At 73.6% G+C, this 25895-nt stretch carries 22 protein-coding genes; 10 read left to right on the top strand and 12 right to left on the bottom strand.

Annotation, left to right across the window (positions count from 1 at the left end):
• Window positions 1-165 precede the first annotated feature (165 nt).
• The 5 genes from ACVWNX_RS27010 to ACVWNX_RS26990 all read right to left on the bottom strand — a co-directional run bounded on the left by ACVWNX_RS27010 (window position 166) and on the right by ACVWNX_RS26990 (window position 8129).
• The gene (locus ACVWNX_RS27010; RefSeq protein WP_454410696.1) at window positions 166-1149 is read right to left on the bottom strand and encodes a TerC family protein; all 984 of its coding nucleotides are present in this window, start codon (window positions 1147-1149) and stop codon (window positions 166-168) included.
• Between the two features lie 440 nt (window positions 1150-1589).
• Entirely contained in the window at window positions 1590-3671 is a 2082-nt protein-coding gene (locus tag ACVWNX_RS27005) for a TerD family protein (RefSeq protein ID WP_454410694.1), read from the bottom strand.
• A 166-nt stretch (window positions 3672-3837) separates the two neighbouring features.
• Window positions 3838-4473, bottom strand: a complete 636-nt coding sequence (locus tag ACVWNX_RS27000) for a TerD family protein (RefSeq protein WP_454410692.1) — start codon at window positions 4471-4473, stop codon at window positions 3838-3840.
• Between the two features lie 296 nt (window positions 4474-4769).
• A complete protein-coding gene (gene uvrB, locus ACVWNX_RS26995; RefSeq protein WP_454410690.1) occupies window positions 4770-6902 on the bottom strand; it encodes an excinuclease ABC subunit UvrB in 2133 nt (710 codons plus the stop codon).
• A 153-nt stretch (window positions 6903-7055) separates the two neighbouring features.
• On the bottom strand, window positions 7056-8129 hold the full coding sequence (locus ACVWNX_RS26990) for an MHYT domain-containing protein (protein ID WP_454410689.1): 1074 nt from the start codon (window positions 8127-8129) through the stop codon (window positions 7056-7058).
• A 263-nt stretch (window positions 8130-8392) separates the two neighbouring features.
• Here ACVWNX_RS26990 and ACVWNX_RS26985 point away from each other — a divergent pair, with 263 nt between their 5' ends.
• The 4 genes from ACVWNX_RS26985 to ACVWNX_RS26970 all read left to right on the top strand — a co-directional run bounded on the left by ACVWNX_RS26985 (window position 8393) and on the right by ACVWNX_RS26970 (window position 13102).
• Complete coding sequence (locus ACVWNX_RS26985; protein ID WP_454414958.1) at window positions 8393-9286, top strand: glycerophosphodiester phosphodiesterase; 894 nt, start codon at window positions 8393-8395, stop codon at window positions 9284-9286.
• A 94-nt stretch (window positions 9287-9380) separates the two neighbouring features.
• Window positions 9381-9932, top strand: a complete 552-nt coding sequence (locus ACVWNX_RS26980; RefSeq protein ID WP_454410687.1) for a methylated-DNA--[protein]-cysteine S-methyltransferase — start codon at window positions 9381-9383, stop codon at window positions 9930-9932.
• A gap of 393 nt (window positions 9933-10325) precedes the next feature.
• On the top strand, window positions 10326-11570 hold the full coding sequence (locus ACVWNX_RS26975; protein ID WP_454414956.1) for an MFS transporter: 1245 nt from the start codon (window positions 10326-10328) through the stop codon (window positions 11568-11570).
• Between the two features lie 386 nt (window positions 11571-11956).
• Window positions 11957-13102 (top strand): magnesium and cobalt transport protein CorA, encoded by a 1146-nt coding sequence (locus ACVWNX_RS26970; protein ID WP_454410686.1) that lies wholly within the window; start codon window positions 11957-11959, stop codon window positions 13100-13102.
• A gap of 108 nt (window positions 13103-13210) precedes the next feature.
• On the opposite strand, the gene ACVWNX_RS26965 is transcribed toward ACVWNX_RS26970, so the two are convergent.
• Window positions 13211-13630, bottom strand: coding sequence for a CBS domain-containing protein (locus ACVWNX_RS26965; protein WP_454410684.1), 420 nt, complete (start codon window positions 13628-13630; stop codon window positions 13211-13213).
• Between the two features lie 114 nt (window positions 13631-13744).
• The gene (locus ACVWNX_RS26960; protein WP_454410683.1) at window positions 13745-14380 is read right to left on the bottom strand and encodes a nucleoside/nucleotide kinase family protein; all 636 of its coding nucleotides are present in this window, start codon (window positions 14378-14380) and stop codon (window positions 13745-13747) included.
• A gap of 330 nt (window positions 14381-14710) precedes the next feature.
• Here ACVWNX_RS26960 and ACVWNX_RS26955 point away from each other — a divergent pair, with 330 nt between their 5' ends.
• Window positions 14711-15202, top strand: coding sequence for an anthrone oxygenase family protein (locus ACVWNX_RS26955; RefSeq protein WP_454410682.1), 492 nt, complete (start codon window positions 14711-14713; stop codon window positions 15200-15202).
• Window positions 15203-15443: 241 nt separating this feature from the next.
• Entirely contained in the window at window positions 15444-16928 is a 1485-nt protein-coding gene (locus tag ACVWNX_RS26950) for a glutamate synthase subunit beta (protein ID WP_454410680.1), read from the top strand.
• 163 nt (window positions 16929-17091) lie between these two features.
• On the opposite strand, the gene ACVWNX_RS26945 is transcribed toward ACVWNX_RS26950, so the two are convergent.
• Together ACVWNX_RS26945 and ACVWNX_RS26940 are read right to left on the bottom strand one after the other, a co-directional pair.
• On the bottom strand, window positions 17092-17334 hold the full coding sequence (locus tag ACVWNX_RS26945; RefSeq protein ID WP_454410678.1) for a DUF397 domain-containing protein: 243 nt from the start codon (window positions 17332-17334) through the stop codon (window positions 17092-17094).
• On the bottom strand, window positions 17335-18195 hold the full coding sequence (locus ACVWNX_RS26940) for a helix-turn-helix domain-containing protein (protein ID WP_454410676.1): 861 nt from the start codon (window positions 18193-18195) through the stop codon (window positions 17335-17337).
• A 214-nt stretch (window positions 18196-18409) separates the two neighbouring features.
• On the opposite strand from ACVWNX_RS26940, the gene ACVWNX_RS26935 reads away from it, so the two are divergent.
• Window positions 18410-18919: an ATP-binding protein gene (locus tag ACVWNX_RS26935; protein WP_454410674.1), complete on the top strand. Its 510-nt coding sequence runs from the start codon at window positions 18410-18412 to the stop codon at window positions 18917-18919.
• Complete coding sequence (locus ACVWNX_RS26930) at window positions 18910-19356, top strand: hypothetical protein (protein WP_454410673.1); 447 nt, start codon at window positions 18910-18912, stop codon at window positions 19354-19356. Before ACVWNX_RS26935 ends, ACVWNX_RS26930 begins: the two co-directional genes overlap by 10 nt.
• A 163-nt stretch (window positions 19357-19519) precedes the next feature.
• Here the strand turns inward: ACVWNX_RS26930 and ACVWNX_RS26925 are convergent, their stop codons facing one another.
• Window positions 19520-20905, bottom strand: coding sequence for a cytochrome P450 family protein (locus ACVWNX_RS26925; protein ID WP_454410671.1), 1386 nt, complete (start codon window positions 20903-20905; stop codon window positions 19520-19522).
• A 395-nt stretch (window positions 20906-21300) separates the two neighbouring features.
• Here ACVWNX_RS26925 and ACVWNX_RS26920 point away from each other — a divergent pair, with 395 nt between their 5' ends.
• Window positions 21301-21705 carry a RidA family protein gene (locus ACVWNX_RS26920; protein WP_454410670.1) on the top strand — a complete coding sequence of 135 codons (405 nt, stop codon included), beginning with the start codon at window positions 21301-21303 and terminating at the stop codon, window positions 21703-21705.
• A 61-nt stretch (window positions 21706-21766) separates the two neighbouring features.
• On the opposite strand, the gene ACVWNX_RS26915 is transcribed toward ACVWNX_RS26920, so the two are convergent.
• On the bottom strand, window positions 21767-23320 hold the full coding sequence (locus ACVWNX_RS26915) for a YfcC family protein (RefSeq protein ID WP_454410669.1): 1554 nt from the start codon (window positions 23318-23320) through the stop codon (window positions 21767-21769).
• 322 nt (window positions 23321-23642) lie between these two features.
• Here ACVWNX_RS26915 and ACVWNX_RS26910 point away from each other — a divergent pair, with 322 nt between their 5' ends.
• Window positions 23643-24425 (top strand): RNA-binding S4 domain-containing protein, encoded by a 783-nt coding sequence (locus ACVWNX_RS26910; protein ID WP_454410668.1) that lies wholly within the window; start codon window positions 23643-23645, stop codon window positions 24423-24425.
• Window positions 24426-24789: 364 nt separating this feature from the next.
• Here ACVWNX_RS26910 and ACVWNX_RS26905 read toward each other — a convergent pair whose 3' ends face one another.
• On the bottom strand, window positions 24790-25779 hold the full coding sequence (locus ACVWNX_RS26905; RefSeq protein WP_454410667.1) for an acyltransferase domain-containing protein: 990 nt from the start codon (window positions 25777-25779) through the stop codon (window positions 24790-24792).
• Between the last annotated feature and the right edge of the window lie 116 nt (window positions 25780-25895).

The raw sequence follows: 25895 nt of genomic DNA, 5'->3' as shown, positions 1-25895 counted from the left end.
GGGAGACTCCGGGAGCGCGCACCACGGGGGACTCCGGGAGAAGGGCGGCGGAACGCGCGACCGCCGCCGACCGTAGGGGTCGGCGGCGGCCGTGGAGCGGGTGACCCCGGTACCGGGGCCGTCGGCGGACCGGCGGGCGGGAGCCCACCGGCGCCACCGGGTGGATCAGATGTCGACGCCCTGGTGGTCGGCCTTCTCGGCCTCCTCGCGCTCCTGCTTCTTGGAGGCGATGAGGCTGGTGATGGTGGTCACCACGAGGACCGAGCAGATGACGCCCAGCGAGACCGGGATGGAGATCTCCGGAACGTGGACACCGCTCTCGTGCAGCGCGTGCAGGATCAGCTTGATGCCGATGAAGCCGAGGATCACCGACAGGCCGTAGCTGAGGTGGACCAGCTTCTTCAGCAGACCGCCGATGAGGAAGTACAGCTGGCGCAGACCCATCAGGGCGAACGCGTTGGCCGTGAAGACGATGTACGGGTCCTGGGTCAGACCGAAGATCGCGGGGATGGAGTCCAGGGCGAAGAGGATGTCCGTGGTGCCGATGGCCAGCATGACCACCAGCATCGGGGTCATGATCTTCTTGCCGTTCTCCACGACCCACAGCTTGGTGCCGTGGTACTCGCTCGCGACGCCGAAGCGCTTCTCGGCGGCCTTGAGGAGACGGTTCTCCTCCCAGTCCTCCTCCTCGTCCTTCATGGCGTCCTGGATGAGCTTCCAGGCGGTCCAGATGAGGATGGCTCCGAAGATGTAGAACACCCAGGAGAAGCTGGTGATCAGCGCGGCGCCGGCGGCGATGAAGATGGCCCGGAGGACCAGGGCCACGAGGACACCGATCAGCAGAACGCGCTGCTGGTACTGGGTCGGGACCGCGAACTTCGCCATGATGATGATGAAGACGAAGAGGTTGTCGACGCTCAGCGACTTCTCGGTGATGTAACCGGCGAAGAACTCACCGGCGGGGGTGGCACCGCCCCAGATCCACAGACCGATGCCGAACAGGGCGGCCAGCACGACCCAGACGATCGTCCAGATGCCGGCTTCCTTGATGGACACGTCGTGCGGCTTGCGACCGATGAAGAAGTCGGCCCCGATCAGCACACACAGGCCCACGATGGTGACGACCCATAGGGTCAGGGAAACATCCACTGCGCCTCCGGCAGTACGTAACGGCAGGTTTCAGCGTCGTCCGCTGCCGGAGGTCTCTTCCACCCGAGGAACACGGAAGGCGATGCCGTTCCGTGCCGCGTGGGCCGGCGCCCCGGGATCCTGACGGATCCGTATTGACGAGTACGCCGCAGATTAGGGAATACTCCCCTCCGCGCGCACCAGATTACCCGACGGTCAAAAGACCGGTCATGCAAAAGGTAAAGTGAGAGCCAAGTCACCTGGTCAGATGGGCACCACGGACAACATGTCACCCCCATCGACCCGTTCGAGCGCATTCGGTGAACGGCCATAGAACATCATTTTCCGGCATACCCTCGTAGATCGCCCATCGAGCCCCTCGCCGTTCACCGCGACGCACCCGTCCCGCACCCGGTGGTGGCGGGCTCCCCGGGTGGGCCTGCCGTCCCGTCCCACGGCCCTCAGCCGCCCCGGGCCGCCCTCCGGGCGGCGACCGTCCGGGCCAGCACCCGGTGGAGGACCCCGCCACCCGACGGGGGCAGCGGGGGCTCGTACGTCCAGGCGTGGCCGACCCAGGGATCGGCCAGATGGTCGTCGGGGACCGGGGTCAGCCGGAGCAGCGACCGCCACAGCGGGTCGAGCAGCGGTCCGAACCCGGCGGCGTCCCCACGGTCCGCGACCATCAGCAGATGGACCCCGACGCCGGGCCCCTCGTCCGCCAGATAGCGGAGCCGGGTGACGGCCCGGTCGTCGAAACCGTGCGGGAAGTCGTTGACGATCAGCAGCTGGCGCGCGACGTCCAGGTCGGGGGGCAGCGCGTCGACCGCCCCGTGGCGCACCGCCGTCCGGACCAGCTCCACCCGGCGGGTCAGGCTCCCGAGCGTCCGGGCCACCCCGGCGGCTCCCCGGGCGGGCGGCTCCGCGAGGGCCCCGCTGTCGAGGAGCGGCGCCAGCGCGTTGGTCCCCGTCCCGGCCGCGTCCACGACCCGTAGCGACAGTCCCCCCGGCGGGTGGACGGCGGCCATCCGGACGGCGTGCGTCACCGCGGTCTCCAGCGCCAGTGCCCTGAGGTCGTCCGCGTCGCCGGGGGCGGAGCCCGCCGCCCCGCTGTCGACCCACAGTCCGCGTTCCAGCGGCAGTCGCACCAGCATGGGGACGCGCAGTCCCCCGCTCTCGGGGAGGCGGAGGTCTCCCAGCCGCACCGCCAGGGGTTCGTCGGCGGGCGGGCGGTGGGCGTGCCACACCGCGTTGTCCCAGCGGGCGAAGGCGGCGGGCAGGGCGGGTTCCACGACGGCGGACTCCGCGGTGAGCTGGGCGAGGTCCCGTTCGAGGACGGTCCGGGCCCGGTCGGCCAGTGCGGTGTACCGGGCGCGGGCGGCCTCCCGGGCGGCGACCGACTCGTCACCGGCGCGGGCCCGGGGATCCGCGAGGGCCTCGTCGAGTTCCCGTTCACGGCGGGCCTCGGCGAAGTCGACGGCACCCCGGTACGCGGAGACGCTCCGGGCCAGGTCCTCGAACATGCCCCACACCTGGTTGTAGAGGCGTTCCTCCAGGGACCAGCCGGTCGCGTCGCCCGCGACGGGGCCCCGCTCCGGCCGCCCGGGCGACGGCTCCGGCGCGGTCGGCGTCCGGCCGCGATGGGTGTAGTCGATGGGGCCGCCGGTGGACCGCGTGGCCCCGGACGCCCCGCCCCCGGTCGCGGTGGGACCGCCGTCGGCGGCGGCCCCGGAAGCGCTCGCGGACCCGAGGACGGGCTCGGGACGGGAGCCGGATCCGGGCCGGGCAGCCCCGGAGGGCCGGGGGACGGCCCCGGGCTCGGGGACGGGATCCGGTCGGGAGTCGGACCCGAGCCCGGCGAGGGGCTCGGAACGGGGACTCACCGGGGGCTGAGAGAGCGGCTCGGAACGGGGCGCCGTCGGGGGCCGGGGGACGGACTCGGGCCGGGGAGCCGTCGGGGGCAGGGCGACGGACGCGGGCCGGGAAGCCGTCGGGGGACGGGGGACGGCGGCCTCCACCGTCGCGGCCAGTTCCGCCGCCCGGGGCAATCCGTGGTCGGCGAACAGTTCGGCGAGCCCGCCCGCGTGTCCCTGGCCGACCGCGCGGACCTTCCACTCACCCCGTCTGCGGTACAGCTCCAGGACGACGACCGCGCGCTCGGTGTCCAGACCGGTCAGCGGATAGCGGACGATCCCGGTGCCGTCGGGGGCGACGACGGCGGCGGACGGCGCGGGCAGCGCCCCCAACCGGCCGGGGCCTTCGCCGTCCGCCGTCAGCGCCAGCAGGATCCGCACCCGTACCGCCGCCCCGGGCAGCGCGCCCGGGTCCACGGTCAGCCGGTGCCCGGCGGCGGTGCCGGGGGCGAGTTCCAGACCGGGCAGGGCGGGTGCGCCCGGGTGGACCACCGATCCCGGGCCCAGCGCCCCGCCCTCGTCGTCGCAGAGCACCGCGCCCACGACCACCGGCCCGGGGCCGGCCGACAGCCGGACCTCCAGACGGCTCCCGGGAAGCGGATGGTTCTGTCCCCGGACCAGTTCGGCCGTCATCGCCCATGTCCCCCGTGTCCGGCGTCTTCGATCGGCCCCCGGCCCGGCGGACCGGGCGGGGGCGGGGCCGCCGCCGTGGTGCGGGCGGCCCGGCGGCGCGCCGGCCGTTCCTCCGGTGACGCGCCCGGGTGGCGGTGGCCCGGACGCGGGGCGCCCGGGCCGTCCGTCACAGGTGCGGCAGGACCGCGGGCAGCAGGTCCTGGAAGGTGCGGCCACTGGCGGGCTGCCCGATGGCGGTCATCCGCCAGCCGTCGCCCGCCCGGTGCACCTTGGCCATGATCTGCGCGGTGGCCCGCTTCCAGGCGGCGTCCACGGGCGCCTTGGAGATGCCACCCTTGGAGACCCCGCCCTGCTCGTCGCCGTCGAGCGAGTAGCGGGCGAGTTCCTGTCCGTTGCTCTCGTCCACCAGCCGGCAGAAGGCGTTCTGCACCTCGGCGAAGGTCTGTCCGGTGAACGAGTTCACCGTGAAGACGATCTGGTCGATGTGGACCGGCAGCCGCTGGAGGTCCACCACGATCGCCTCGTCGTCACCGCCCTGACCGGCCCCGCCGACCAGGTTGTCCCCGGTGTGCCGCACGGAGCCGTCGTCGCTGACGAGGTGCCGGAAGAACACCACGTCCACCGGCTGTTTGTCGGCGAAGAGCACCGCCGACGCGTCGAGGTCCACCTCCCGGGTGCGGGAGCCGAACAGCCCCCGGCGCGGTGCGGCGCGCCAGCCGAGCCCCATGCGCACCGCGGTCAGGGTCCCCCCGTCGCCCTTCCGCAGACTGATGGCCTGACCCTTGGTCATGTTGACGGTCACGTGATGTCCCCTCTCCACCCGTCCCCTGTCGCCGCGCGAACGCGGTTGCCGAGAACCCTCGCACGGGCGCCCGTACCGCCGCCCCGCCGCACGGTGTTCGTGTCGTTCTTGCAACACACCGGTCGAATCGCCGCACACCCCTCACCGTTCACCGTCGCCAGCGGGCCGCCCCGCCGACCGACCGCGCCCACCCGGTCCCGCCCGGGACGAGCCGTCCCGGACGGACCGGGCCGGGCTGGCCCGGAACGACGGGACAGGCCAGCCCGAGGCCGGGCGGACCCCGCCCGCCGTCCCCGTCAGGACAGCCCGGCCTCCTTCATCTGCCGCAGCTCCTTCTTCATCTCCGAGACCTCGTCCCGGAGCCGGGCGGCGATCTCGAACTGGAGGTCGGCGGCGGCGGCGCGCATCCGCGCGGTCATCTCGTCGATCTGTCCGGCGAGTTCGGCGGCCGGACGGTCGGTGGGCTTCGCCGCCCCGTCCCCGCCCTTGGCGGCCTTCCGGTTGCCCTTGCCCGCGCGCGCGGGGACCGGGGTCTTGGCGCCCTTGCCGTCCTTGGCCGAGCGGTAGCCCGTGCCGAGCAGCTCCTCGGTGTCGACCTCCTCGCGCGCGATGGTCGCGACGATGTCGTTGATCTTCTTGCGGAGGGGCTGCGGGTCGATGCCCTTCTCCTTGTTGTACGCGACCTGCTTCTCCCGGCGGCGGTTGGTCTCGTCGATGGCCTTCTCCATCGCCGGGGTGATCTTGTCGGCGTACATGTGGACCTGGCCGGAGACGTTGCGGGCCGCCCGGCCGATGGTCTGGATCAGCGAGGTGCCCGACCGGAGGAAGCCCTCCTTGTCGGCGTCGAGGATCGCCACCAGGGAGACCTCGGGCAGGTCCAGGCCCTCGCGCAGCAGGTTGATGCCGACCAGGACGTCGTACTCCCCCGCCCGCAGCTCGCGCAGCAGCTCCACCCGGCGCAGGGTGTCCACGTCACTGTGCAGATAGCGGACCTGGATGCCCAGTTCGAGGAAGTAGTCGGTGAGGTCCTCGGCCATCTTCTTGGTGAGGGTGGTGACGAGGACGCGCTCGTCACGCTCGGTGCGCTGGCGGATCTCGTGCACCAGGTCGTCGATCTGCCCCTCCGTGGGCTTGACGACGACCTCGGGGTCGACGAGGCCGGTCGGACGGATGATCTGCTCGACGAAGCCGTCCCCCCGGGACAGCTCGTAGGCGCCGGGCGTCGCGGACAGATAGACCGTCTGTCCGATGCGCTCCTGGAACTCCTCCCACTTCAGCGGCCGGTTGTCGAGCGCGGACGGCAGCCGGAAGCCGTGGTCCACCAGGGTGCGCTTGCGGGAGGCGTCGCCCTCGTACATGGCGCCGATCTGGGGCACCGTGACGTGCGACTCGTCGATGACCAGGAGGAAGTCGTCCGGGAAGTAGTCCAGGAGGGTGTTCGGCGGGGTGCCGGGGCCACGGCCGTCGAAGTGCATCGAGTAGTTCTCGACGCCGGAGCAGGAGCCGATCTGCCGCAGCATCTCGATGTCGTACGTGGTGCGCATCCGCAGCCGCTGGGCCTCCAGCAGCTTGCCCTGCTTCTCCAGCTCGGCCAGCCGGTCGGCCAGCTCCTTCTCGATGTCGTTGACCGCGCGCTCCAGGCGCTCGGGGCCCGCGACGTAGTGGGAGGCGGGGAAGACGTAGAGCTGCTGGTCGTCGCTGATGATCTCGCCGGTGAGCGGATGGAGGGTGGACAGCGCCTCGATCTCGTCGCCGAACATCTCGATCCGGACGGCCAGCTCCTCGTAGACCGGGAAGATCTCGATGGTGTCGCCGCGGACCCGGAAGGTGCCACGGGTGAACGCCGTGTCGTTGCGGGTGTACTGGATGTCCACGAAACGGCGCAGCAGCTCGTCCCGGTCGAGCTCGTCGCCGACCTTGAGGGGGACCATCCGGTCGACGTACTCCTGGGGCGTGCCCAGGCCGTAGATGCAGGAGACCGAGGCGACCACGACGACGTCCCGGCGGGTCAGCAGGGAGTTGGTCGCGGAGTGCCGCAGCCGCTCCACCTCCTCGTTGATCGAGGAGTCCTTCTCGATGTACGTGTCCGACTGGGGGACGTACGCCTCGGGCTGGTAGTAGTCGTAGTACGAGACGAAGTACTCGACGGCGTTGTTCGGCAGCAGCTCGCGGAACTCGTTCGCCAGCTGGGCGGCCAGGGTCTTGTTCGGCGCCATCACCAGGGTGGGGCGCTGGAGCTTCTCGATCATCCACGCGGTGGTGGCGGACTTCCCGGTGCCCGTCGCCCCGAGCAGGACGACGTCCTTCTCGCCCGCGCGCACGCGCCGGTCGAGCTCGGCGATGGCCGCGGGCTGGTCGCCGCTGGGGCGGTAGGGGCTGACGACCTCGAAGGGTGCCACCGTGCGTTCGATATGGGATACGGGCCGCATGACACCCACCGTACGGCTCCCCGCTGACAACGGGCCGCGGAGCACCATGCGCCGGCGGCGCGGGAAGCGGGGCGCCCGTCCCGTCCGCTCCCTCCGTCACCGCGCTGACCAGGTGTTTCCGGGCCGGTCCCGGGAGGGACCGGCCCGGTGGGTTCACCAGTTCTGCGGGCTGGACGGGGCCGTCGGGTGCTGGACGGACCCGTAGGCGCCCGAGACGCCCGGGGTACCCGGCGCGCCGGGGGTCCCGGGAGCGCCCGGGGTGCCCTGCGCGCCCATGGGGGCCGGGGCACCGTAAGGGGCGGGGCCGCCGTAGGGGGCGTCGCCGTACGGGCTCGCGGGGACCGGCGGTACGGGAGCGCCGTAGGGGCCCGGGGCCGGCCGCTCGGCGGCGGGGGCCGGGGAGCGGAGGGCGAACGCGGACGGTTCGGCGTGCTCGGCGCGCTCGGCCCGGAGCGCGCGGTTCCGCTCGGCCTCCCGGGACGCCTCCCACTCGGCACGGCCCATGACGAGGACCGGGTCGAACATCACGACCACTCCGGCGAGGACGAGGAAGACCAGCGGGCCGATCAGCATCGGGGTGAGCAGCTGCGCGGAGGAGGCCCCGCTGGTGTCGCCCATCGAGCCGTGCAGGTCGACGCTGAGGGCGGCCATGCCGGTGTAGTGCATGCCGGTGACGGCGACGCCCATGACGAGGCTCGCGCCGATCGTCCAGGCGGCGCCCCGCGCCTGGGCCGCGGCCCACAGCGCGGTGGTCGCGGCGGCGACGGCGATGATCACCGACAGGGTGACGATCGTGGTGTCGTAGACGAACCGGCCGTTCAGCCGCATCGCCGCCATGCCCATGTAGTGCATGGTCGCCACGCCGAGGCCGGTGAGGGTGCCGCCGGTGAGCAGGGCGAGCTTGGTGCCGCCCCGGTAGCCGACGATGAAGATGCCCACGCCCACCATGACGATCGCCACGACGAGGCTGGCGAAGGTCAGCCGGACGTTGTAGTGGATCGGCACTTCCTGGACGGTGAAGCCCATCATGGCGACGAAGTGCATGGTCCAGATGCCGGACCCGATCGCGGCCGAGCCCAGCAGCAGCCAGCCCGGACGCCAGGAGTCGGCCACGAGCAGCGACCTCGTCGTGCAGCGCAGTCCGAGCGCGGCGCCCAGACAGGCCATGACGTAGGCGACGACGGGGGTGATCCACCCGTAACTGAAGCCGTCGACTGTGCCTTCCATGAAAACGGTTGCCCTTCTTCTGTGTAACCCCCCGGTGGCGACCGTTTCCCCCCTTCCCCAGGGCGCGGATCGTCATGGGCTGACTCGTGATTATGACCCAAGCTGGAACGTACGAGCGATTTCCGATAAAGGATCATGTCGTCCGCCGGGGCCGGACATCCGCATGTACGTCCGACCGGGTCATCCGTTCCGCCCCTGTGCACGCGCCGTCCACGGTCCGTTGCGCCGGGACTGGCAGGGTCGGTGACGTGCTCGTTCATATGATGCGAAAACTGCCGGTATCCGTACGGGTGGGAGTCGTCGCCTCGGTCGTCGCGCTGAGCGCGACGGCTGTCGTCCTGCCCACGCTGTCCACTCAAGCGCTCGCCACCGAGGGCGAAGTCACCGTGATCGCACACCGCGGCGCCTCCGCCCGGGCGCCCGAGAACACCCTGGCCGCGGTCGACCTGGCCGACCGGCTGGGAGCGGAGTGGGTCGAGAACGACGTCCAGCGCACCAAGGACGGCGTCCTCGTCGTCATCCACGACACCGACCTCAAGCGCACCACCAACGCCGAACAGGTCTTCCCCCGGCGATCGCCGTGGAAGGTCGCCGACTTCACCGCGGCGGAGATCTCCCGGCTGGACGCCGGTTCCTGGAAGAGCGCGCGGTACGCGGGCGCCCGGGTCCCGACACTCCGCGACTACCTGCGGCGCGTCGAGGCCAACGGCCAGAAGCTGCTCATGGAGATCAAGGCCCCCGAGCGGTACCCGGGCATCGAGGGCGACGTCCTGCGGGTGCTGCGCGAGGAACGCTGGCTCAACCAGCGCCACCTCAGGAACCGGCTCGTCATCCAGAGCTTCAGCACCGAGACCCTGCGCGTCCTGCACGGTGCCCGCCCCGACGTGCGCACCGGCTACCTCGGTACCCCGCCACCGGCCGCACTGCCCTGGTACGCGCGGTTCACCGATCAGATCAACCCCAAGAGCAGCACGGTGTCGGCCGGTTACGTGGCGATCGTGAAGAGCCTCGGCGGCCCGCACGGACGGCGTCTGGAGCTCAACGTCTGGACGGTGGACGAGGAGCGGGACGCGAGACGGGCCGCCCGCAACGGGGTGGACGGCATCATCACCAACGCCCCCGACGTCATCGACCGGGCCCTCGGCCGGACGGGCTGACGGCTCCGCCCCGGGTGACGGCGGCCGGGCACCCGCGCCGCCCGCCGTCACCACGGGGGCGGCGCTGTCAGTGGGACGGCGTACCGTGGGCGGCATGGTGAGTACGGAGAGCCCCGGCACGCCCGTCTGGGCGGTGGTCGACAGCGCCATCGGCCCCCTGCTCCTGGTCGCCACCGACCGGGGTCTGGTCAAGGTCGACTTCCACGCCGACGCGTCCGCGCGGGAGGGGATGCTGGACGCGCTGGCCTCCCGGCTGGGCGTCCGTCCGGAACACGCGCCCGGGGCGCCGCGGCTCGCGGAGGCGATACGCCAGGTGAACGCGTACTTCGCCGGGGAGCTGCGGGAGTTCACCCTGCCGCTCGACTGGTCGCTGATCTCCGGGTTCCACCGCGAGGTGCTGCGGGAGCTGGCGGCGGGCGTGCCCTACGGAGCCGTGGCGGGATACGGCGAGCTGGCCGGACGGGTGGGGCAGCCGGGCGCCGCGCAGGCCGTCGGGGCGGCGATGGGGGCCAATCCGCTGCCCGTCGTGGTGCCCTGCCACCGCGTCGTCGAGAGCGACGGCGGCATCGGCGGCTTCGGTGGCGGTCTGGAGGCCAAGCGCAAGCTGCTGGCCCTGGAAGGCGTCCTCCCCGAGCCCCTGTTCTAGACCGTCTCCGGGGACCAGCCCTCCGCGCACGCGGGGCGGCATCCCTCCGCGCGCCGGGAGGCATCCCTCCGCACCACACCGCGCCCCGTCCGTCAGCCCCCGCACCCCACCCCTACGGCCACAGGGCGGACGTCCACGGTCGCCCCTCGCCCGGCAAACGGTCCTCCCAGGTCAAACCGGTGTCTCCGGCCGGTACCCCCCTGACAGACTGCGCCGGTGACTCCTTCGACGACCTCCGGCCCGGAGGAAACGGACGGCGCTCCCCCGTCGCCCCGGTCCCCCGCACGGCTCTCCGACGCCCCGCCCGCCCCCTCGGCCCCCGGTCTCCCGGCCTCCGCCCCGGGCACCACGGCACCGCCCGCGGCAACGGCAACGGCAACGCTCGCCCAGGAGCTGCCCGCGCTGCGACGCCGGGTGTCGACGGTCCTGATCGCCAGCCAGATACTCGGCGGCCTCGGCATCTCCACGGGAGTCGCCCTGGCCGCCGTGCTCGCCGAGGAGGTCAGCGGCACCGGTTCGCTGGCGGGGCTCGCCCCCACCGCGACGGTCGCCGGAACGGCCGCCCTCTCCCTGCCGCTGGCCGCGCTGATGAACGCCCGGGGACGGCGCGCCGGGCTCTCCCTGGCCTATCTGATCGGAGCGCTCGGCGCCGCGATCGTCGTGGTCGCGGCGGTGTGGGAGAGCTTCCCGCTGCTGCTGTTCGGCATGGCCGCGTTCGGGGCGTCGACCTCGGCGAACCTCCAGGCGAGGTTCGCGGCGGCGGACCTGGCGGACCCGTCGGCCCGGGCCCGGGCGATCTCCCACGTCGTCTGGGCCACCACCGTCGGCGCGGTGCTCGGGCCGAACATCGCGGGCCCCGCCGGGGCGACCGTGCGGGGGCTCGGCGTACCGGAGGCCGCCGGACCGTTCGTGTGGGCGGCGGGCGCGTTCCTGGTGTCGGCGCTGGTCGTGATCGTGTTCATGCGGCCCGATCCGCTGCTGGTGGCCCGGAGCCTGGCACCCGGCGGCGGCGCCCTACGGCGCGAGGGCACCCTGCGCGCGGGGCTCACCTCGGTCACCGCCTCGCCCCGGGCCCGGCTGGCACTGGTGACGGTCGCCCTGGGACACACGGTGATGGTGGGCGTCATGGCGATGACCCCGGTCCACCTCGGACACCACGGCGCGGGCATCCAGCTGATCGGGCTGGTGATCAGCGGTCACATCGCGGGGATGTACGCGTTCTCCCCGGTGATGGGCTGGCTGTCGGACCGGCTGGGGCGGGACGCCGTCATCGTGCTCGCGGTGGTGCTGCTGGCGGTGGCGACGCTCCTGGCGGGCGTCTCGGGCGGCTCCCACGGACTGACCGCCGCCGGACTGTTCCTGCTGGGCCTCGGCTGGTCGGCGGCGCTGGTGGCCGGTTCCGCGCTGCTCACCGAGTCGGTGCCGGAACCCGCCAGGGCCGCCGCCCAGGGCCTGTCCGACCTGGTGATGAGCGCGGCGGCGGGAGTGGGCGGCGCGCTGTCGGGGCTGGTGGTCGCCACGGCGGGCTACGGCTGGCTGAACCTGCTGGCCGCGCTGCTGTTGCTGCCGCTGTGCGTGCTGTCGTGGACCAACCGCCGGGGCGCGCGTCCCACGGAGCGGCGCGGTACGCGTCCCTGAGGAACCCGCGCGCGGTACGCGTCCCTGAGGAACCCGCGCGCGGTAACGCGTCCCTGAGGAGGAACTCCCGGGAACTCCGGAACCGTGGGTCCGGACCGTGGGTCCCATGAGGCTCCACGAGTCCCGTGGGACCCCGTGCGGGCCCGTGAGGCAGGCCCACGGGGGCCACCGGGACGTTCCCGCGTGCCGGAGCCCCGGGGAGCCGGATCGGCCGGGGCGTGTGCGGCCCCGTGTGACGATTGGGCCGGGCGGGACGAACACACAGGTCACCGGGGGGAGTGAATCGAAGGGGGAAGGTCGTGCTCCCTTCTCCCGGACTCCCCCGCGCGGACCTCACGGCTGGCAGACTTGCCCGCCGAACGCAGTCACGGGGCGAGGAGACCGGCATGTCGGTGGCGGGAAGTCTGCGGAAGGTCAGCGGCTTTCGGAAGGTGGGCCGCATCCGGAAGGTGGTCCGGCTGAGCCGGGGCCGCCAACGGGTCGACCTCAGCCACCCCGCGCGGTCCCCCCTGGGGTCCGCCGTCGTCAACTGCGTGCGCTACCAGGGCGGGGTGCGCCAGCCGGACGGGATCGGGCACCGGAACCGCGAACTGCTGGAGGAGGCCGTCACCAAGGCCCGCGAGACCGGTGACGGCTTCGTCTGGCTGGGCCTCCACGAGCCGACCGAGGAGCAGTTCGCCGGGATCGCCGAGCTGTTCGAACTGCATCCGCTGGCGGTGGAGGACGCGGTCCACGCCCATCAGCGCCCCAAGGTCGAACGGTACGGGGACACCCTGTTCGCGGTGTTCAAGACCGTGCGGTACGTGGAGCACGCCGAACTCACCGCCACCAGCGAGGTGGTGGACACCGGGGAGCTGATGGTCTTCGTCGGCCACGGGTTCGTCATCACCGTCCGGCACGGGCACCACGGGTCGCTCGGCCCCGTCCGGGAAGCGCTGGAGGCCGAGCCGGAGCGGCTGGGGAAGGGCCCCGCAGCGGTGCTGCACGCCGTGGCCGACCATGTGGTGGACGAGTACCTGCAGGTCACCGACGCGTTCCAGACGGACATGGACCTGATCGAATCCGAGGTGTTCGCGGCGGACGGCGCCCGGGTCGACCCCGGCCGGGTCTACCAACTGAAGCGGGAACTGCTGGAGCTGAAGCGGGCGGTCGTCCCCCTGGGACGTCCGCTCCAGTTCCTCGCGGGGCAGCGGACCCCGTCCGTGGACGCGGAGATACAGACGTACTTCCGTGACGTCGCGGACCACCAGGAGCGGGCCGCCGAGCAGATCAGCGCCTTCGACGACCTGCTCAACTCGGTGCTCCAGGCCCATCTGGCGCAGGTGACGGTCGCCCAGAACGCCGACATGCGCAAGATCACCGCCTGGGCGGCCATCATCGCGGTGCCCACCATGGTCTGCGGGGTCTACGGCATGAACTTCACATACATGCCCGAACTCGGCTCCCCCTACGGCTATCCGGCCGTCCTCACCGTCATCGTCCTGGCCTGTCTCCTGGTGCACCGGGGGTTCCGCCGCAACGGCTGGCTCTGAGCCGCCACGGCACCGCCCCGGCGTGGCCGTCCACGGTCCCGGCCCCGGGGTCACGGCGGGTAACGGCGGCCGGAGCCCCTCCGCGGGGCTCCGGTGGGCCGGGGCCGGTCAGCGCGCCGCGTAGACGCGCTCGGCCCACTGGGCGATCTGCCCGTCCGTGAGGTGCCGGGCCAGATCGGCCTCGCTGATCATCCCGACCAGGCGTTTGTCCTCGATCACCGGCAGCCGCCGGATCTGGTGGCCCTGCATCTCCTGGAGCACCTCGTCCACGTCGGCGCCCGCGTCGACCCATCGCGGGGTGCCCTGGGCGAGGTCGCCCGCCGTCACCTTGGCCGGGTCGTGGCCCATGGCCACGCACTCCACCACGATGTCGCGGTCCGTGACGATGCCGCAGAGCCGTTCCTCCGCGTCGGCGATGGGCAGCGCGCCCACGCCCAGGTCGCGCATCAACTGGGCGGCCCGGTCCAGGGTCTCGTGGGCGGGGATCCACTGCGCGCCCCGGTGCATGATGTCTCCGGCGGTGGTCATGCCGTACCTCCCGGTGGCGGACGGCCGGCGCGGCGCGGGACGCGTCGCAGTTCCCGGCGCCCTCCATTGTCACCGGACGGCGGGGCCGCCGCACCCGAGGGCGGAACCGTCCGGTCAGTCGCGCCAGGCCGGGCGCGCCGGATCGTCCACCCGCACCAGGACGTCCGCCGTCCCCGTCGGGTCGACCTCGTCCTCGTACCGGGCGAAGGCGGGCAGGGTCCAGTCCAGTGCCGGTTCGGTGCGACGGCGCAGCGCGGCCGGGGAGAGCCGCAGATGGACGGTGAGGTCGAACGGGAACCAGTGCCCCAGCAGGAACGGTCCGTGCAACAGCAGGACGCCGCCCGGGGGCAGTGGCACGGGCGCGCTGCGGGTGGCGCGGTCCGTGACCGGGTCCCGCAGGTCGGGCAGGACCAGACCGCTGCCCCCGGGGTCCAGCGGGGCGAAGACCTCGCGCCACAGGGCACCGGTGTCGAACCAGCCGTCGTAGTAGGAGTCGGGGTCCCGGCGGCCGTGCTCGTAGCGGAGCGAGGCGGGGCGCGGGAAGCCGTCCGTCCCCACCGGCAGCGCGGCCCGGCCACGGGTCCGCAGTTCCCCGGCCAGCCGCGCGGCGAGGTCCCCGGGGCGGGCGGCGGGAGCGGCGTCCAGCGCGACCCGGAGCCAGGGCCCGCCGCCGTCCGGTCCGTTCCCGGCGAGCAGCCGGTCGGCGAGCGCGTGGACGAGCCGGTCCCAGGTGATCGGTTGCAGACGCACGACCCCATCCTGCCCGGCCGACGGCACCCGGCGACGGGCGGGGCGGGACCCGGCGGCCCGACGGCACCAGACGGCCCGACGGGGACGACCCGGAACGCCCGGACGAACGGGCGGGAGGAAGGACCTGCGGGCGAACGGACGAACGGACAGCCGCGCGGCCGGCCCGGACGGCGGCCGGGAAGCCCGCCGGGAGCCGGCCGGGCGGAAGGCGGGGACGCCCGCGTATGCCGGTGCGCGTCGTGGCCATGGCCGGGCGGTGGGGCCCGGACGTTGACTGATGGGGACGGGGCCGCCACGACGGGCGGCCCCGCGACGGCGAGGGGAGCGGTGATGACCGGCGGGGTGTTCTCCGTGGCGGAGACGTTGACGGTGGCGGCGGCGCTGCTGTGCGGGCTGACGGGAGGCGCGCTGTACGCGTTCTCCACCTTCGTGATGCGGGCGCTGACCGCCCTGCCGCCCGCCCAGGGCATCGCGGCGATGCAGGCGGTCAACCGGGCGGCGCCCAGGCCCTCGGTGATGGTGGCGCTCGTGGGCGGGGCGGTCATGAGCGCGGCCGTCGCCGTGACCACCGTCCTCTCCTGGCCCGGCCGGGACGGGGTGCCGCTGCTGGCGGGGGCCGCGCTGTACCTGTGCGGGACGCTCGGGGTGACCGTCCGGGCGCACTTCCCGCGCAACGACGCGCTGGACGTGATCGCCCCGGAGGCACCCGGCAGCGCCGCGTACTGGCGGGAGTGGGCCCGCGCCTGGACCCGGTGGAACCACGTCCGCACGGCCGCCGCGCTGACCGCCTCGGCGCTGTTCGCGCTGGCGCTGGCCTCCTGAGCGGGCCCCGGTCCGGTCGGCGCCCGGCCGCCCTCCGACGTATCGTGGCGGCTAGGTCGTTTCTTACGGATCTGGCTGGATCAGGGAGCGGGGCCTGGTGCCGTGCATCGCAAGGCGGAGGAAGGAGCCCACGCGGAGCGTAGGTGACTGACGACAACGCGGCGAGGCGCGGCACCAGGCCCCGCGAGCCCAGCAAGATCCGTAAGAGACGGCCTAAGGACCCACGCGAGGGGAGACGGCCATGGCCGACCCCAGGGGATTCCTGCGGACCGGGCGCGAGGAGTGGCCGCGCCGTCCGGTCGGGGAACGCATACGGGACTGGGACGAGGTCCACGTCCCCGGGGCGCTGCTGCCCATCATCCGGCGGCAGGCCGACCGCTGCATGGACTGCGGGGTGCCGTTCTGCCACCAGGCGTGTCCGCTGGGCAACCTCATCCCGGACTGGAACGACCTGGTGGCCCGGGACGACTGGCGGGCGGCGAGCGAGCGGCTGCACGCGACCAACAACTTCCCCGAGTTCACCGGTCGGCTCTGTCCCGCGCCCTGTGAGGCGGGATGCGTGCTGGCGATCAACCAGCCGGCGGTGACGATCAAGAACGTCGAGGTGGCGATCGCCGACCGGGCCTGGGCGGACGGGCTGCTGCCGCCGCGTCCCCCGGAGCGGCTGTCGGGGCGGACGGTGGCGGTGGTGGGGTCGGGCCCGGCGGGGCTGGCGGCGGCGCAGCAGCTCACCCGGGCCGGGCACACCGTGGTGGTGTACGAGCGGGAGGACCGGATCGGCGGACTGCTGCGGTACGGCATCCCCGCGTTCAAGATGGAGCGCGTCCACCTGGAACGCCGGCTCGGGCAGATGCGGGCGGAGGGGACGCGGTTCCGTACCGGGGTGTGGGTGGGCCGGGACCTCGGGGCGCGGGAGCTGCGGTCCCGGTACGACGCGGTGGTCCTCGCCACGGGGGCGACGGCCTGGCGCGAACTGCCGGTTCCGGGAAGGGAATTGAAAGGGGTGCACCAGGCGATGGAGTACCTGCCGCTGGCGGACCGGGTGTGCGAGGGGGACCTGTCCGTCTCCCCGCTGTCGGCGGCCGGGCGGCACGTCGTGGTGATCGGGGGCGGGGACACCGGTTCGGACTGCCTGGGCACGGCGCTGCGCGAGGGCGCCGCCTCGGTGACCCAGCTGGACATCCGCGCGCTGCCGGAGGCCGACCGCCCGGCGGACGAGCCCTGGCCGGTGTACCCCCGGGTCCACCGGGTGTCGTCCTCCCACGAGGAGGGCGGCGAGCTGGGCAGCGCCCCGGTCTCGGACGCCGACGCCCGGCTGTTCGCGGCGGCCACCCTGGGGTTCCTGGGGGATCCCGGCGGCCGGGTGCGCGGGGTGCGGGTGGTGGACGTGGACGGGGAACGGCGGCCCCTGCCGGGGTCGGAGCGGACGCTGCGGGCGGATCTGGTGCTGCTGGCGCTCGGCTTCTCGGGACCCGAGCGGGACGACGGGCTGGTGGCGGGGCTGGGGCTGGAGCTGGACGACCGGGGTGCCTTCACCCGGGACGGTTCCTTCGCCACGAACGTCGCGGGGGTGTTCGCCGCGGGGGACGCGGCGCGCGGTCAGTCGCTGGTCGTCTGGGCCATCGCGGAGGGCCGGGCGGTGGCGGCGGCGGTGGACCGGCGGTTGACGGGGAGCGGGGAGCTGCCCTCGCCGATCGCTCCGGGGGACGGTCCGATGCGGATGTGACCGCGCGCGGCGGGCCGTGGGGGCGGCTGTCGCGGCGCGCGGGGCGGTTCGTTCCCGCTGAGGTCCTGCGGGTCCTGCGGTCCTGCGGGTGTTACGGGGGGGGTGCGGGTGACGCGGGCGCGCCGGGGCCACGGGGGCACGGCCGTGCGGCGCGCGGGACGGGTCAGGAGAGCAGGAAGTCCGCTTCTCCCGACTTGGCGCCCTGGATGAAGGCCCTGATCTCTCCACGCGTGTAGATCAGCGCGGGTCCGTCGGGGTCGGCGGACTGGCGGACGGCGACCCTGCCGTCCGCCAGCTTCATGGCTTCGACGCAGTTCCCGCCGTTCCCCCCGCTCCAGGGCTTGTGCCAACCCTCGGCGCCGAGTTCACGCGCGGGCATGCCGTTGTATATCCCCTGTCGTTCCATTCACAGCTCCTTGCGGAGATCCCGCAGGATCTCCTTCGTGCGATGTGCCGTGGCGGCCTGCGCCGCCATGCGGTCCATGACCTCCAGGTGGCGGGCCACCTCGGGACGCGCGTCGAGGTAGACGGCGCCGGTCAGGTACTCGCTGTACACCATGTCGGGCAGTTCCGGCACGGCGAAGCGGAACAGCACGAAGGGCCCGTACGTGCCGGGGTGCGGGCCCGCGTCGAACCGGGCGATCTGGAGGACGACGTTCGGCAGCCCCGTGCGGTCCAGCAGCTTGTCGATCTGCGCGCGCATCACCTCGGGCCCGCCCGCGGGGCGGCGCAGCACGGTCTCGTCCATGACGACCCACAGCCGGGGCGCGTCCTCGCGGGTGAGCAGGTCCTGACGCTCCATCCGCAGGGCCACGTGCCGTTCGATGTCCTCGGGGCGGGTCCGTCCGACGGCCCCGGAGCGCATGACCGCGCGGGCGTAGTCCTCGGTCTGGAGCAGCCCGGGCACGAAGTGGGGTTCATACGTCCGGATGAGGCTGGCCGAGCCCTCCAGACTGACGTGCATGGAGAACCAGCCCGGCAGGATGTCGTGGAAGCGCTGCCACCAGCCGGGGCGGTTGGCCTCCTCCGCCAGGGCGACGAAGGCGTCGACCTCGTCGTCGGGGACTCCGTACGCCTTCAACAGGAGCTGTACGTAAGGGATCTTGAGCGCGACCTCGGCGGTCTCCATGCGGCGGACGGTGGCGGAGGCGACCCGGAGGACCTTGGCGGCCTCCTCGCGCTTCAACCCGGCGCGCTCGCGCAGGTCCTGGAGGCGACGGCCGAGCACGACCTGCCCGACGGTCGGCGCGGACCGCGGTTCGCTCACGTCCACCTCCGGAGAGTCACCGATGATCAGGCAGCACAGAACAGCGGACCCAACCGGGGCCGCTTCGCGTGCTGTTGCGAGCAGTGTGCCATGCGGCTTTCGCCCGGCACACTGCACTCTGCAATTTTCAGAGTGGTACTTGCCAAGTGTTCACGGCGGGGAGATAGTGGCAAACGTGATTCCGTCCGCGCCGTTAGGAACAGAGGCTGCCGAAATGGGTATCGGTGCCGAGGCAGCCGGGGCGCCTCCTGGCGAGACCACCAGGCGCCGCTTCCGCTTCGAGTTGGCCGCACATCCGGGCTCGCCCGCACAGGCCAGGCGCCTCACACGGGCCCGGCTGACCGGCTGGTCCGTCTGTGAGGACACCTGCGACGCGGCCGATCTCGTGGTGTCCGAGCTGGTGACCAACGCCATCGTGCACACCGCGTCCGACCTGATCGTGTGCGAACTGCACGACGACGCCGAGAAGGTGCGGATCGCGGTGAGCGACGAGGGCTGCGCTCCCGGCGAGCCGCGACCCTCGTCTCAGCGGCCCGAGGAGGAACACGGCAGGGGGCTGCTGCTGGTAGCGGCGGTCGCCACCGCCTGGGGCGCCCAGGAGACCGGCCCCGGTCTGCTGGTCTGGGCCGAACTGCCCCGGACGGCGGCTCCCTTGGACGGAACGACGACGATACCCGGCGCCCGCGCGGAGGCATTCCGCGGATCGGGGGCCGAATGGGTCTGAGGACCGCGCGGACGCTGAGTCTCAACGCGCTGGTCACCCTGGAACGCCACCGTTCGGCACACGGCCGCGGGAGCAGCACCTGCCCCCTGCGACTGACGTTGCCGACCGGAATGTCCGTCCCCCTCGGCTGCGACGCGGTCTCCGTGCCCGCGGCCTACGCCCGCCGGATGATGCCCCGACTGCCCAGGATCGGCTGTGTGTACGCCGACCTCGACCGCTGGTGGTGGATCGTCCCGTCGGACTCGGACGTGGCGCTGGAGTGGCCCGCGCCCGCTCGCTACACGAGCGGGGCTCTGCTTCCGGACGAGGGTCGCCCCCCGGGGCTGATCCACCGGCCGGACGCGACGGTCCCCTACACCCCGCCCATACCGCTCTATCTGGCTCTATGCCGCGTCACGGGAACGCCGCCCACTTGGTCGCGTCCCGTGACAGCCTGACCGGCGACCCTGGGGGTGTCGCCCGGTCACCCGGCCCGGCCGGCGGCCCGTGGGGGTGCCGCCGGCCGGGCCCTTTTTCCGTGCCGCGCGCGGAGGACGTTCCTCCGTCGCGCGGCACGCGGGCCCGCCCTCACCGGTCACCGCCGCCGCACCGCGCCGCCGTTCAGAACCTGACGGGGAGTTCCCTCAGCCCGCGCGTGCGCAGACCACGACGCCGGGGGAAGGTCTCCGGGTCGCCGTCCAGGGCGAGGCCGGGCAGCCGCTCGAAGAGGGTGCCGAGGGCGACCTCCACCTCCAGCCGGGCCAGCGAGGCGCCCAGGCAGTAGTGGATGCCGTGACCGAGGCTCAGCTGGCCGGAGGCGTCCCGGGACAGGTCCAGCCGGTCGGGGTCGGGGAAACGGTCGGGGTCCCGGTTGGCGGACGCGGGCGAGAGCAGCACCGTCTCCCCCGCCGGGACGGTGACCCCGGAGATCTCGACGTCCTCCAGCGGGAAGCGGCGCATCGCCACCAGCATCGGGCTGTCGAAGCGGGACAGCTCCTCGACGGCGGTCGGCAGCCGCACCGGATCGGCGCGCAGGGCCGCGTACTCCTCCGGGTGGGAGAGCAGGTTGAGGACCGCGTTGCCGATCAGATGGACGGCGTTCTCGTACCCGGCGAAGTGCAGCAGGAACACCAGCGACACCAGCTCGTCCTCGCTCAGCCGGTCGTTCCCGGTGACACCGGCGGCGGCCCCCGGCCCGGGCTCCACGGCGTCGTCGCGGACGGCGATCAGTGCGGAGACCAGGTCGTCGCCGGGGTCCCGGCGCTTGTCGGCGATCAACCGGGTGTAGAAGTCGGCCATCGCGGTCACCGCGGCCTTGGCGGCGGCCGGTTCGGGGCGCTCCGGCCCCAGCAGGGCCTCGGTCCAGGCGCGGAAGTCGGGCCGGTTGCCCTCCGGGACCCCGAGCAGATCGCAGATCACGGTGATGGGCAGCGGCGCCGCGTAGGCGCCGATGAGGTCGGCGCGACCCGCCGGTTCGAACGCGTCGACCAGCCGGTGCGCGGTGCGCCGCACGGGCTCCCGGAGCCGTTCGATCCGGCGCGGGGTGAACGCGCGAGAGACCAGACGGCGCACCCGGGTGTGGTCCGGCGGGTCCATGTTGAGGAGGTTGGAGTCCAGCACGGGCGGCAGCCGGAACCCGTGGTAGCCGCCGGGCAGTCCGTTGCCCTTGTCGAGGGAGAGCCGGGGGTCGGCGAGTCCGGTCCGGACGTCCTCGTAACGGGTGACCAGCCAGGCGGGGGTGCCGTCCGGGCCGGTGATCCGGTGGACGGGCGCGGTGGCGCGCAGCTCCGCGTACCCGGCGAAGGGGTCGTCGAGGAGACGTCCGACGACGTCGGCGGGCGGCGCCCCGGCGGCGGAGTTCCGGCGGCCGGAGGTGTCCCCGGCGGGCGTGCCGTGGTGGGCGACGGGGCAGACCGCGGCCCCGGTTCCCGGGCCGGGGCGGTCACCGATGGGCACCGGAGGGTCGTCGGAGGGATCCGGGCGGGAGGGCGGCGAGGTGAGGGCCATGGACGTCAAGCCTAGGGCCATCTCCGTTGCCGGGCGGGACTTCTGACGGGACGACGGGCGCCGCCACGGGAGCGGGCCGGCACCGTCCGGGCCGGGAACGGGCGCCACCACGGGCACGCGAACGGCACGGATGCGGAGACGGGACGGGCACGTGGACGGCCCCGGAGACGGAACGGGCGCGGGCGCAGAGAGGGGGACGGGGACAGGCACGGGCGCGGGCACGGACACGGGAGGAACGTCCCGGCCTCAGGAGGAACGTCCCGGGCGCGGACGGGTGCCCGTCACCGCCGCGCTCCCCCGATAACCGGATGCGGAACCGGAGCCGGTCAGCACATGATCGTTGCGATGCGCCCCGTCCCGTCCGGGGCGGGGCCCGCGAACGGCCGAGGAGCCCCATGATCCGCCGCGTCACCGTCCCGTCCCTGTTCACCCCGCCCACCTACGCGCACGCCTCCGTGGTGGAGGCGGGAACCCGCCTCGCGTTCCTGTCCGGGTCCGTCCCGCTGGACCCGTCGGGCGGACTGGTCGGCGCGGACGACCCCGCGCGCCAGACCGAACAGGTCATCGCCAACCTCACCGAGCAGGCGAAGGCCGTCGGCGCCACCCTGGACGACGTGGTGTACACCGACGTCTACGTGGTCAGCGACTCGCCCGACGTCCTCTCCGAGGTCTGGGAGGTGGTGGAGGCCAGCGGGCTGAGCCGGGGCCCGCACTCCTCGACGATCATGGGGGTGACGTGTCTGGGCTACCCCGGCCAGCTGGTGGAGATCACGGCGACGGTCGCGGTCCCCGGGAACTGACCCCGCCGCACCGGACCGCCGGGCCGCGCGGTGCCCACCGCCCCGCACCCGTGGGAGGCACTCAGGTGAGCACCGCGCCGACCGCCACGAAGGCGCAGATCAGCACCGCGAGGATCAACAGCAGCGGCCAGACGAACCGCAGGTAGCGGTCGTACCCGACCTTCGCCAGGGCCACCCCGCCGATGGTGACGGCCGTGGTCGGCACCCAGAGGTTCATCCAGCCGCTGGCCGCCGTCCACGCGGTGACGACGATCGCCCGCGACACCCCCGCGAAGTCCGCGAGCGGCGCGAGGATCGGCATGGCGAGGGTGGCGTGCCCGGAGCTGGAGGGGATGAGGAACGCCAGCGGCAGGTTCACCAGGAAGACGATCACGGCGAACATCGCGGACGAGGTCCCGGAGACGATGCCCTCGATGGAGTGCAGCACGGTGTCCGTGATCTGCGAGTTGTTCATGATGACGGTGATGCCCCGGGCCAGGACGATCACCAGCGCCGGGGAGAGGAAGTCCGCCGCGCCCCGGACCACGGTGTCGCTCAGCCTCCGCTCCCCCATCCCCGCCACCAGCCCCACCAGCACCGCCGCGACCAGGAACAGCGCCGCCAGTTCGGGGAACGACCAGCCGAGCTCCCAGCCGTAGGGGACGGCGTCCGCCCGGCCCGTGAGCGCCGACGACCAGGGCACCACCGAGAAGATCATGAAGGTGAAGATCGACGCGGTGAGGGCCAGGACCGTCCGGTGGGTGCCCGTCAGCTCCGGGACCTCCGCGTCCGGACGGTCGGAGGTGGCGTGCGCCCGGTCTCCGGGCAGGAACCCGGAGAGGGAGCGCCCGGGCTCCGCCCGCACCCGCCGCGCGTACCGGACGACGTACCCGATGGTCACCGCGGTGAGCACCACCCACATCACGAACCGCAGGACGATGCCGTCGCCCAGCGAGATCCCGGCGGCGGCGGAGGCGACCCCGGTGGCGAACGGATTGACGGTGGAGCACAGCACGCCCACTCCGGCACCGAGGACGATGGTGCCCACGGCGGTCATCCGGTCGTAGCCGAGGGCCAGCACCAGCGGGACGACCAGCCCGTAGAAGCCGAGCGTCTCCTCGGAGAACCCCTCGACCGTGCCGAGCACCGAGAACACCAGCATGATGCCCGCGACCAGCGCCCAGCCCCGGTTGCGCAGCCGGTGCGCGAGCCGCTCGATGCCCCGGTCCAGCGCGCCCGTCGCGAACACCACGGTGATGAACGCGCCGATCGCCAGGACGAAGAGGAAGACGCCCGCACTGCCGAACAGTTCCCCGGTCAGCTCGGGTCCGACCCGGCCGGTGCGCGGGTCGAGGATGCCGTAGAGGCCGTTGACCGGGGCCAGGAACAGGTCGTTCAGCCGGTCGGCGAAACCCTGGGAGGTGTCGACGCGGTGGTAGGTGCCCTGGATGGGGGCGCCCCGGGCGTCCCGGTCGTAGGAGCCCGACGGGATGAGGAAGGTGAGGGCCCAGACGGCGAGGGTGACGAGGACGAGGACCGTCTGCGCGCTGGGGAACCGGAAGCCCGGCCGGGGTTGTTCCCCGGTGGGCTCCCCAGCGGGCTCCCCGGCGGGCGGCGCCCCCGGCTCCGCGCTCATGGCGTGCGCCCGGGCGCGGGGACGCCGGTGGTGGCCTCGGTGTGCACGGACGCGCTCCCTCCCGGGTGGGGCACCGCCGGGCGGATCGCCACGGCGGATCTCCTCCGCCGCGGTCGCTGCCGGTGGACCGGGTCCCGGTCCGCCGGGCGGCTGGCTGCCAGGATTCCGGTGCCACGGATCCGGCGCACCCCGGGTGGGCCGCCCGGGGTGCTCCGGACGGAAACGGCGCGGCGTCCGGGGTACCCCGGTACCCCGCCAGGACCCGCACGACGAACCCACTGGGCCCGGGCGGCGGAGCCCGCTGGAGCACTAGGGTCGGGGCATGGCTTCTGATCTGGCGGACGGCCCGGCCCCCACCCCCCTCAGGGACGCTCTCCCCGACCACGGAACGAACGGTTCCAGTGGCTCCGACGGCTCCCGCGACGCTGGTGGCGGCTCTGGCGGCTCCGGGTACGAAGGCCCGGAGGAGACGTCCGCCGGGCGTCCCGCCGGGAACTCCGCGACGACGGCCGCCGGTCCCGTGGTGGCTCCCGATCCCGCCCAGGGCAGCGCCCGGGTGGACAGCTGGATCTGGTCGGTGCGGCTGGTGAAGAGCCGGTCGCTGGCGGCGGCCGCCTGCCGGGGCGGCCATGTCCGGGTCAACGGCGAGCGGGTGAAACCCGCGTACGGGGTGCGGGTCGGCGACGAGGTGCGGGTGCGGCAGGAGGGGCGCGACCGCGTGGTGATCGTCAAGCGGATCATCCGCAAGCGGGTCGGCGCCCCGGTCGCCGTCGACTGCTACGTGGACAACAGCCCGCCGCCCCCGCCCCGCGACGCCGTCGCCCCGGCCGGAATCCGGGACCGTGGCACCGGGCGCCCCACCAAGCGGGACCGCCGGGAGATGGAACGGCTGCGGAGCACCGGCGGGCTGGGCATCACCCGGGGCCCCGACGAGCCGACGGGGTTCGCCGCGACCGGGGAGGACGGACGCACCCCCGGACCGGGACGCGGCCGTGGCCCCGGAAGCCGCGACGGACGTCCGGGCCGGTCCGAGCCGGGCGGACGCGGTGAGCGGGACGGACGCGGTGAGCGCGCCGACCGCCCGGACCGGGACCGGCGCCACTGACCGGTCCCCTCCACGGCCCCGCCGGAGGGGAGCACCGCTCCGTACCGCCTCGACGGGCACCTTCCTACGGCAGGGGCACGGGGCACGGCCCGCAGCCAGGTCCCGTCGTCCGTGAGCACCCGGTCCACCCGGAGGCCCGATTCCGCGAGGACCCCGTCCAGTCCGTCCGGGGTCAGGGGAAACCGGGCGTACACCTCCACCACGCAGCCGTCCGGGGTGACGGCCCCGGCCCCTCGTACCCCTGACGCGCGGAAAGGCTCATGCCCGGTCAACGGATGACGCGACCGGGCCGGTTCCCCCACCGCCCGGGACGGCCGGATCGCACGGGTGCCACGCGGGCCCGGCGCCCCGGGCTCCACCCGCCTCACAGGGGGAACCAGCCACGCCCGTGGTACCAGTGGCCACCGGACCGGAGATGATCTCCGATCACCCGTTCGAGGGAGGTCCGTCGGGGCAGGTCCTCGGCCGGTGCCTCGGTCCGGCCGAAGACGTACGCCACGGGGCTCCGGTCGTCGGGCTCGGTGTCGGGCGGGCCGAGCCGGAACCTCTCCTGGAACCGCACGATGTTCGAACGGGGCGGCAGCGTTGTCGCGAGCCGGGGGTCCAGCAGCCACGAGGAGCAGGCCGCGACCCGGTGGCCCTCCTCCGGGTAGTGGCGGGCGAGGAAGTGCCGCGCCCGCTCCAGCGACCGGTCGCACGCCTCCGGCGACAGCGGGCCCCGGTAGTCGGGGATGTGGAGGTCCACACAGGGGTCGGCGGGGCCGTCGGCCGCTCCGGCGGCCACGATCAGCGGGGCCAGCCGCTCCGGCAGCCGGGTCCGCTGGTACTGCAGGCGCCCCAGTTGGTACAGCTCGCCCCGGAAGGCGAGCGAGGGCCAGCCGGACGAGGTGAGCCCCGTCTCCCCGTGTCGTCGGCGGTGGACCGCGATCTGGCGCCCCAGATCGGCGAGGGAGGCGTGCGAGACCTCCTCCTCGATGCCGCGCGCCCGGTGCAGGGCGCGGGTGTGCGGGAGCGCCGCCAGGTACACGAAGACGGGGAAGCCCCGCCCCAGGGGGTCGTCGCCCAACGGCAGTTCCCTCGGTGCGATGCCCCCGCCGACCTCCTCCGGGCGGTGCAGCAGCCCGGCCACGGCCCGCTCCAGCAGCCGCCGCGTCCCCGGCTCCCGGTCGAAGCGGTCGCGCAGGGCCAGCAGCCCGCTCACCGCCTCATGGGGCACCGCGAGGTCCAGCAGCACGTCCGGGAGGTCGTCGACGTCCGGCAGCGCCACCTCGACGGGGGCGACCTCCGGATCCTGGAGCTCCGCCAGCCAGCGCGCCCCCTCCACGTCGGCCCGCACCGCCTCGTCCACCGACACCGTCCTCCCCCCTGCCGTCCCCGCGGTCCCCGCCGTTCCCGTGGTCCCTGCCCGCATGACCGTCCACCTCGTTCTCCGTCGCCCACCGACCGCTCGCCCGGTCCCCTCCCGCCGGA

The sequence above is a fragment of the Streptomyces sp. JNUCC 64 genome (genome assembly GCF_054484115.1).
Note: the sequence above shows the minus strand (reverse complement) of the source record. Positions and strands in the feature narration are given on the sequence as shown.

Bases quoted from the DNA above. Each gene is read 5' to 3' on its own strand.
- ACVWNX_RS26945 (WP_454410678.1), bottom strand. From the start codon at position 17,334: ATGGAACGACAGGGGATATACAACGGCATGCCCGCGCGTGAACTCGGC.
- ACVWNX_RS26920 (WP_454410670.1), top strand. From the start codon at position 21,301: ATGATCCGCCGCGTCACCGTCCCGTCCCTGTTCACCCCGCCCACCTAC.
- ACVWNX_RS26930 (WP_454410673.1), top strand. From the start codon at position 18,910: ATGGGTCTGAGGACCGCGCGGACGCTGAGTCTCAACGCGCTGGTCACC.
- ACVWNX_RS26935 (WP_454410674.1), top strand. From the start codon at position 18,410: ATGGGTATCGGTGCCGAGGCAGCCGGGGCGCCTCCTGGCGAGACCACC.
- ACVWNX_RS26980 (WP_454410687.1), top strand. From the start codon at position 9,381: ATGGTGAGTACGGAGAGCCCCGGCACGCCCGTCTGGGCGGTGGTCGAC.
- uvrB (WP_454410690.1), bottom strand. From the start codon at position 6,902: ATGCGGCCCGTATCCCATATCGAACGCACGGTGGCACCCTTCGAGGTC.
- ACVWNX_RS26970 (WP_454410686.1), top strand. From the start codon at position 11,957: ATGTCGGTGGCGGGAAGTCTGCGGAAGGTCAGCGGCTTTCGGAAGGTG.
- ACVWNX_RS26990 (WP_454410689.1), bottom strand. From the start codon at position 8,129: ATGGAAGGCACAGTCGACGGCTTCAGTTACGGGTGGATCACCCCCGTC.
- ACVWNX_RS26915 (WP_454410669.1), bottom strand. From the start codon at position 23,320: ATGAGCGCGGAGCCGGGGGCGCCGCCCGCCGGGGAGCCCGCTGGGGAG.
- ACVWNX_RS26910 (WP_454410668.1), top strand. From the start codon at position 23,643: ATGGCTTCTGATCTGGCGGACGGCCCGGCCCCCACCCCCCTCAGGGAC.
- ACVWNX_RS27005 (WP_454410694.1), bottom strand. From the start codon at position 3,671: ATGACGGCCGAACTGGTCCGGGGACAGAACCATCCGCTTCCCGGGAGC.
- ACVWNX_RS26955 (WP_454410682.1), top strand. From the start codon at position 14,711: ATGACCGGCGGGGTGTTCTCCGTGGCGGAGACGTTGACGGTGGCGGCG.
- ACVWNX_RS26965 (WP_454410684.1), bottom strand. From the start codon at position 13,630: ATGACCACCGCCGGAGACATCATGCACCGGGGCGCGCAGTGGATCCCC.
- ACVWNX_RS26925 (WP_454410671.1), bottom strand. From the start codon at position 20,905: ATGGCCCTCACCTCGCCGCCCTCCCGCCCGGATCCCTCCGACGACCCT.
- ACVWNX_RS26985 (WP_454414958.1), top strand. From the start codon at position 8,393: ATGCGAAAACTGCCGGTATCCGTACGGGTGGGAGTCGTCGCCTCGGTC.
- ACVWNX_RS26950 (WP_454410680.1), top strand. From the start codon at position 15,444: ATGGCCGACCCCAGGGGATTCCTGCGGACCGGGCGCGAGGAGTGGCCG.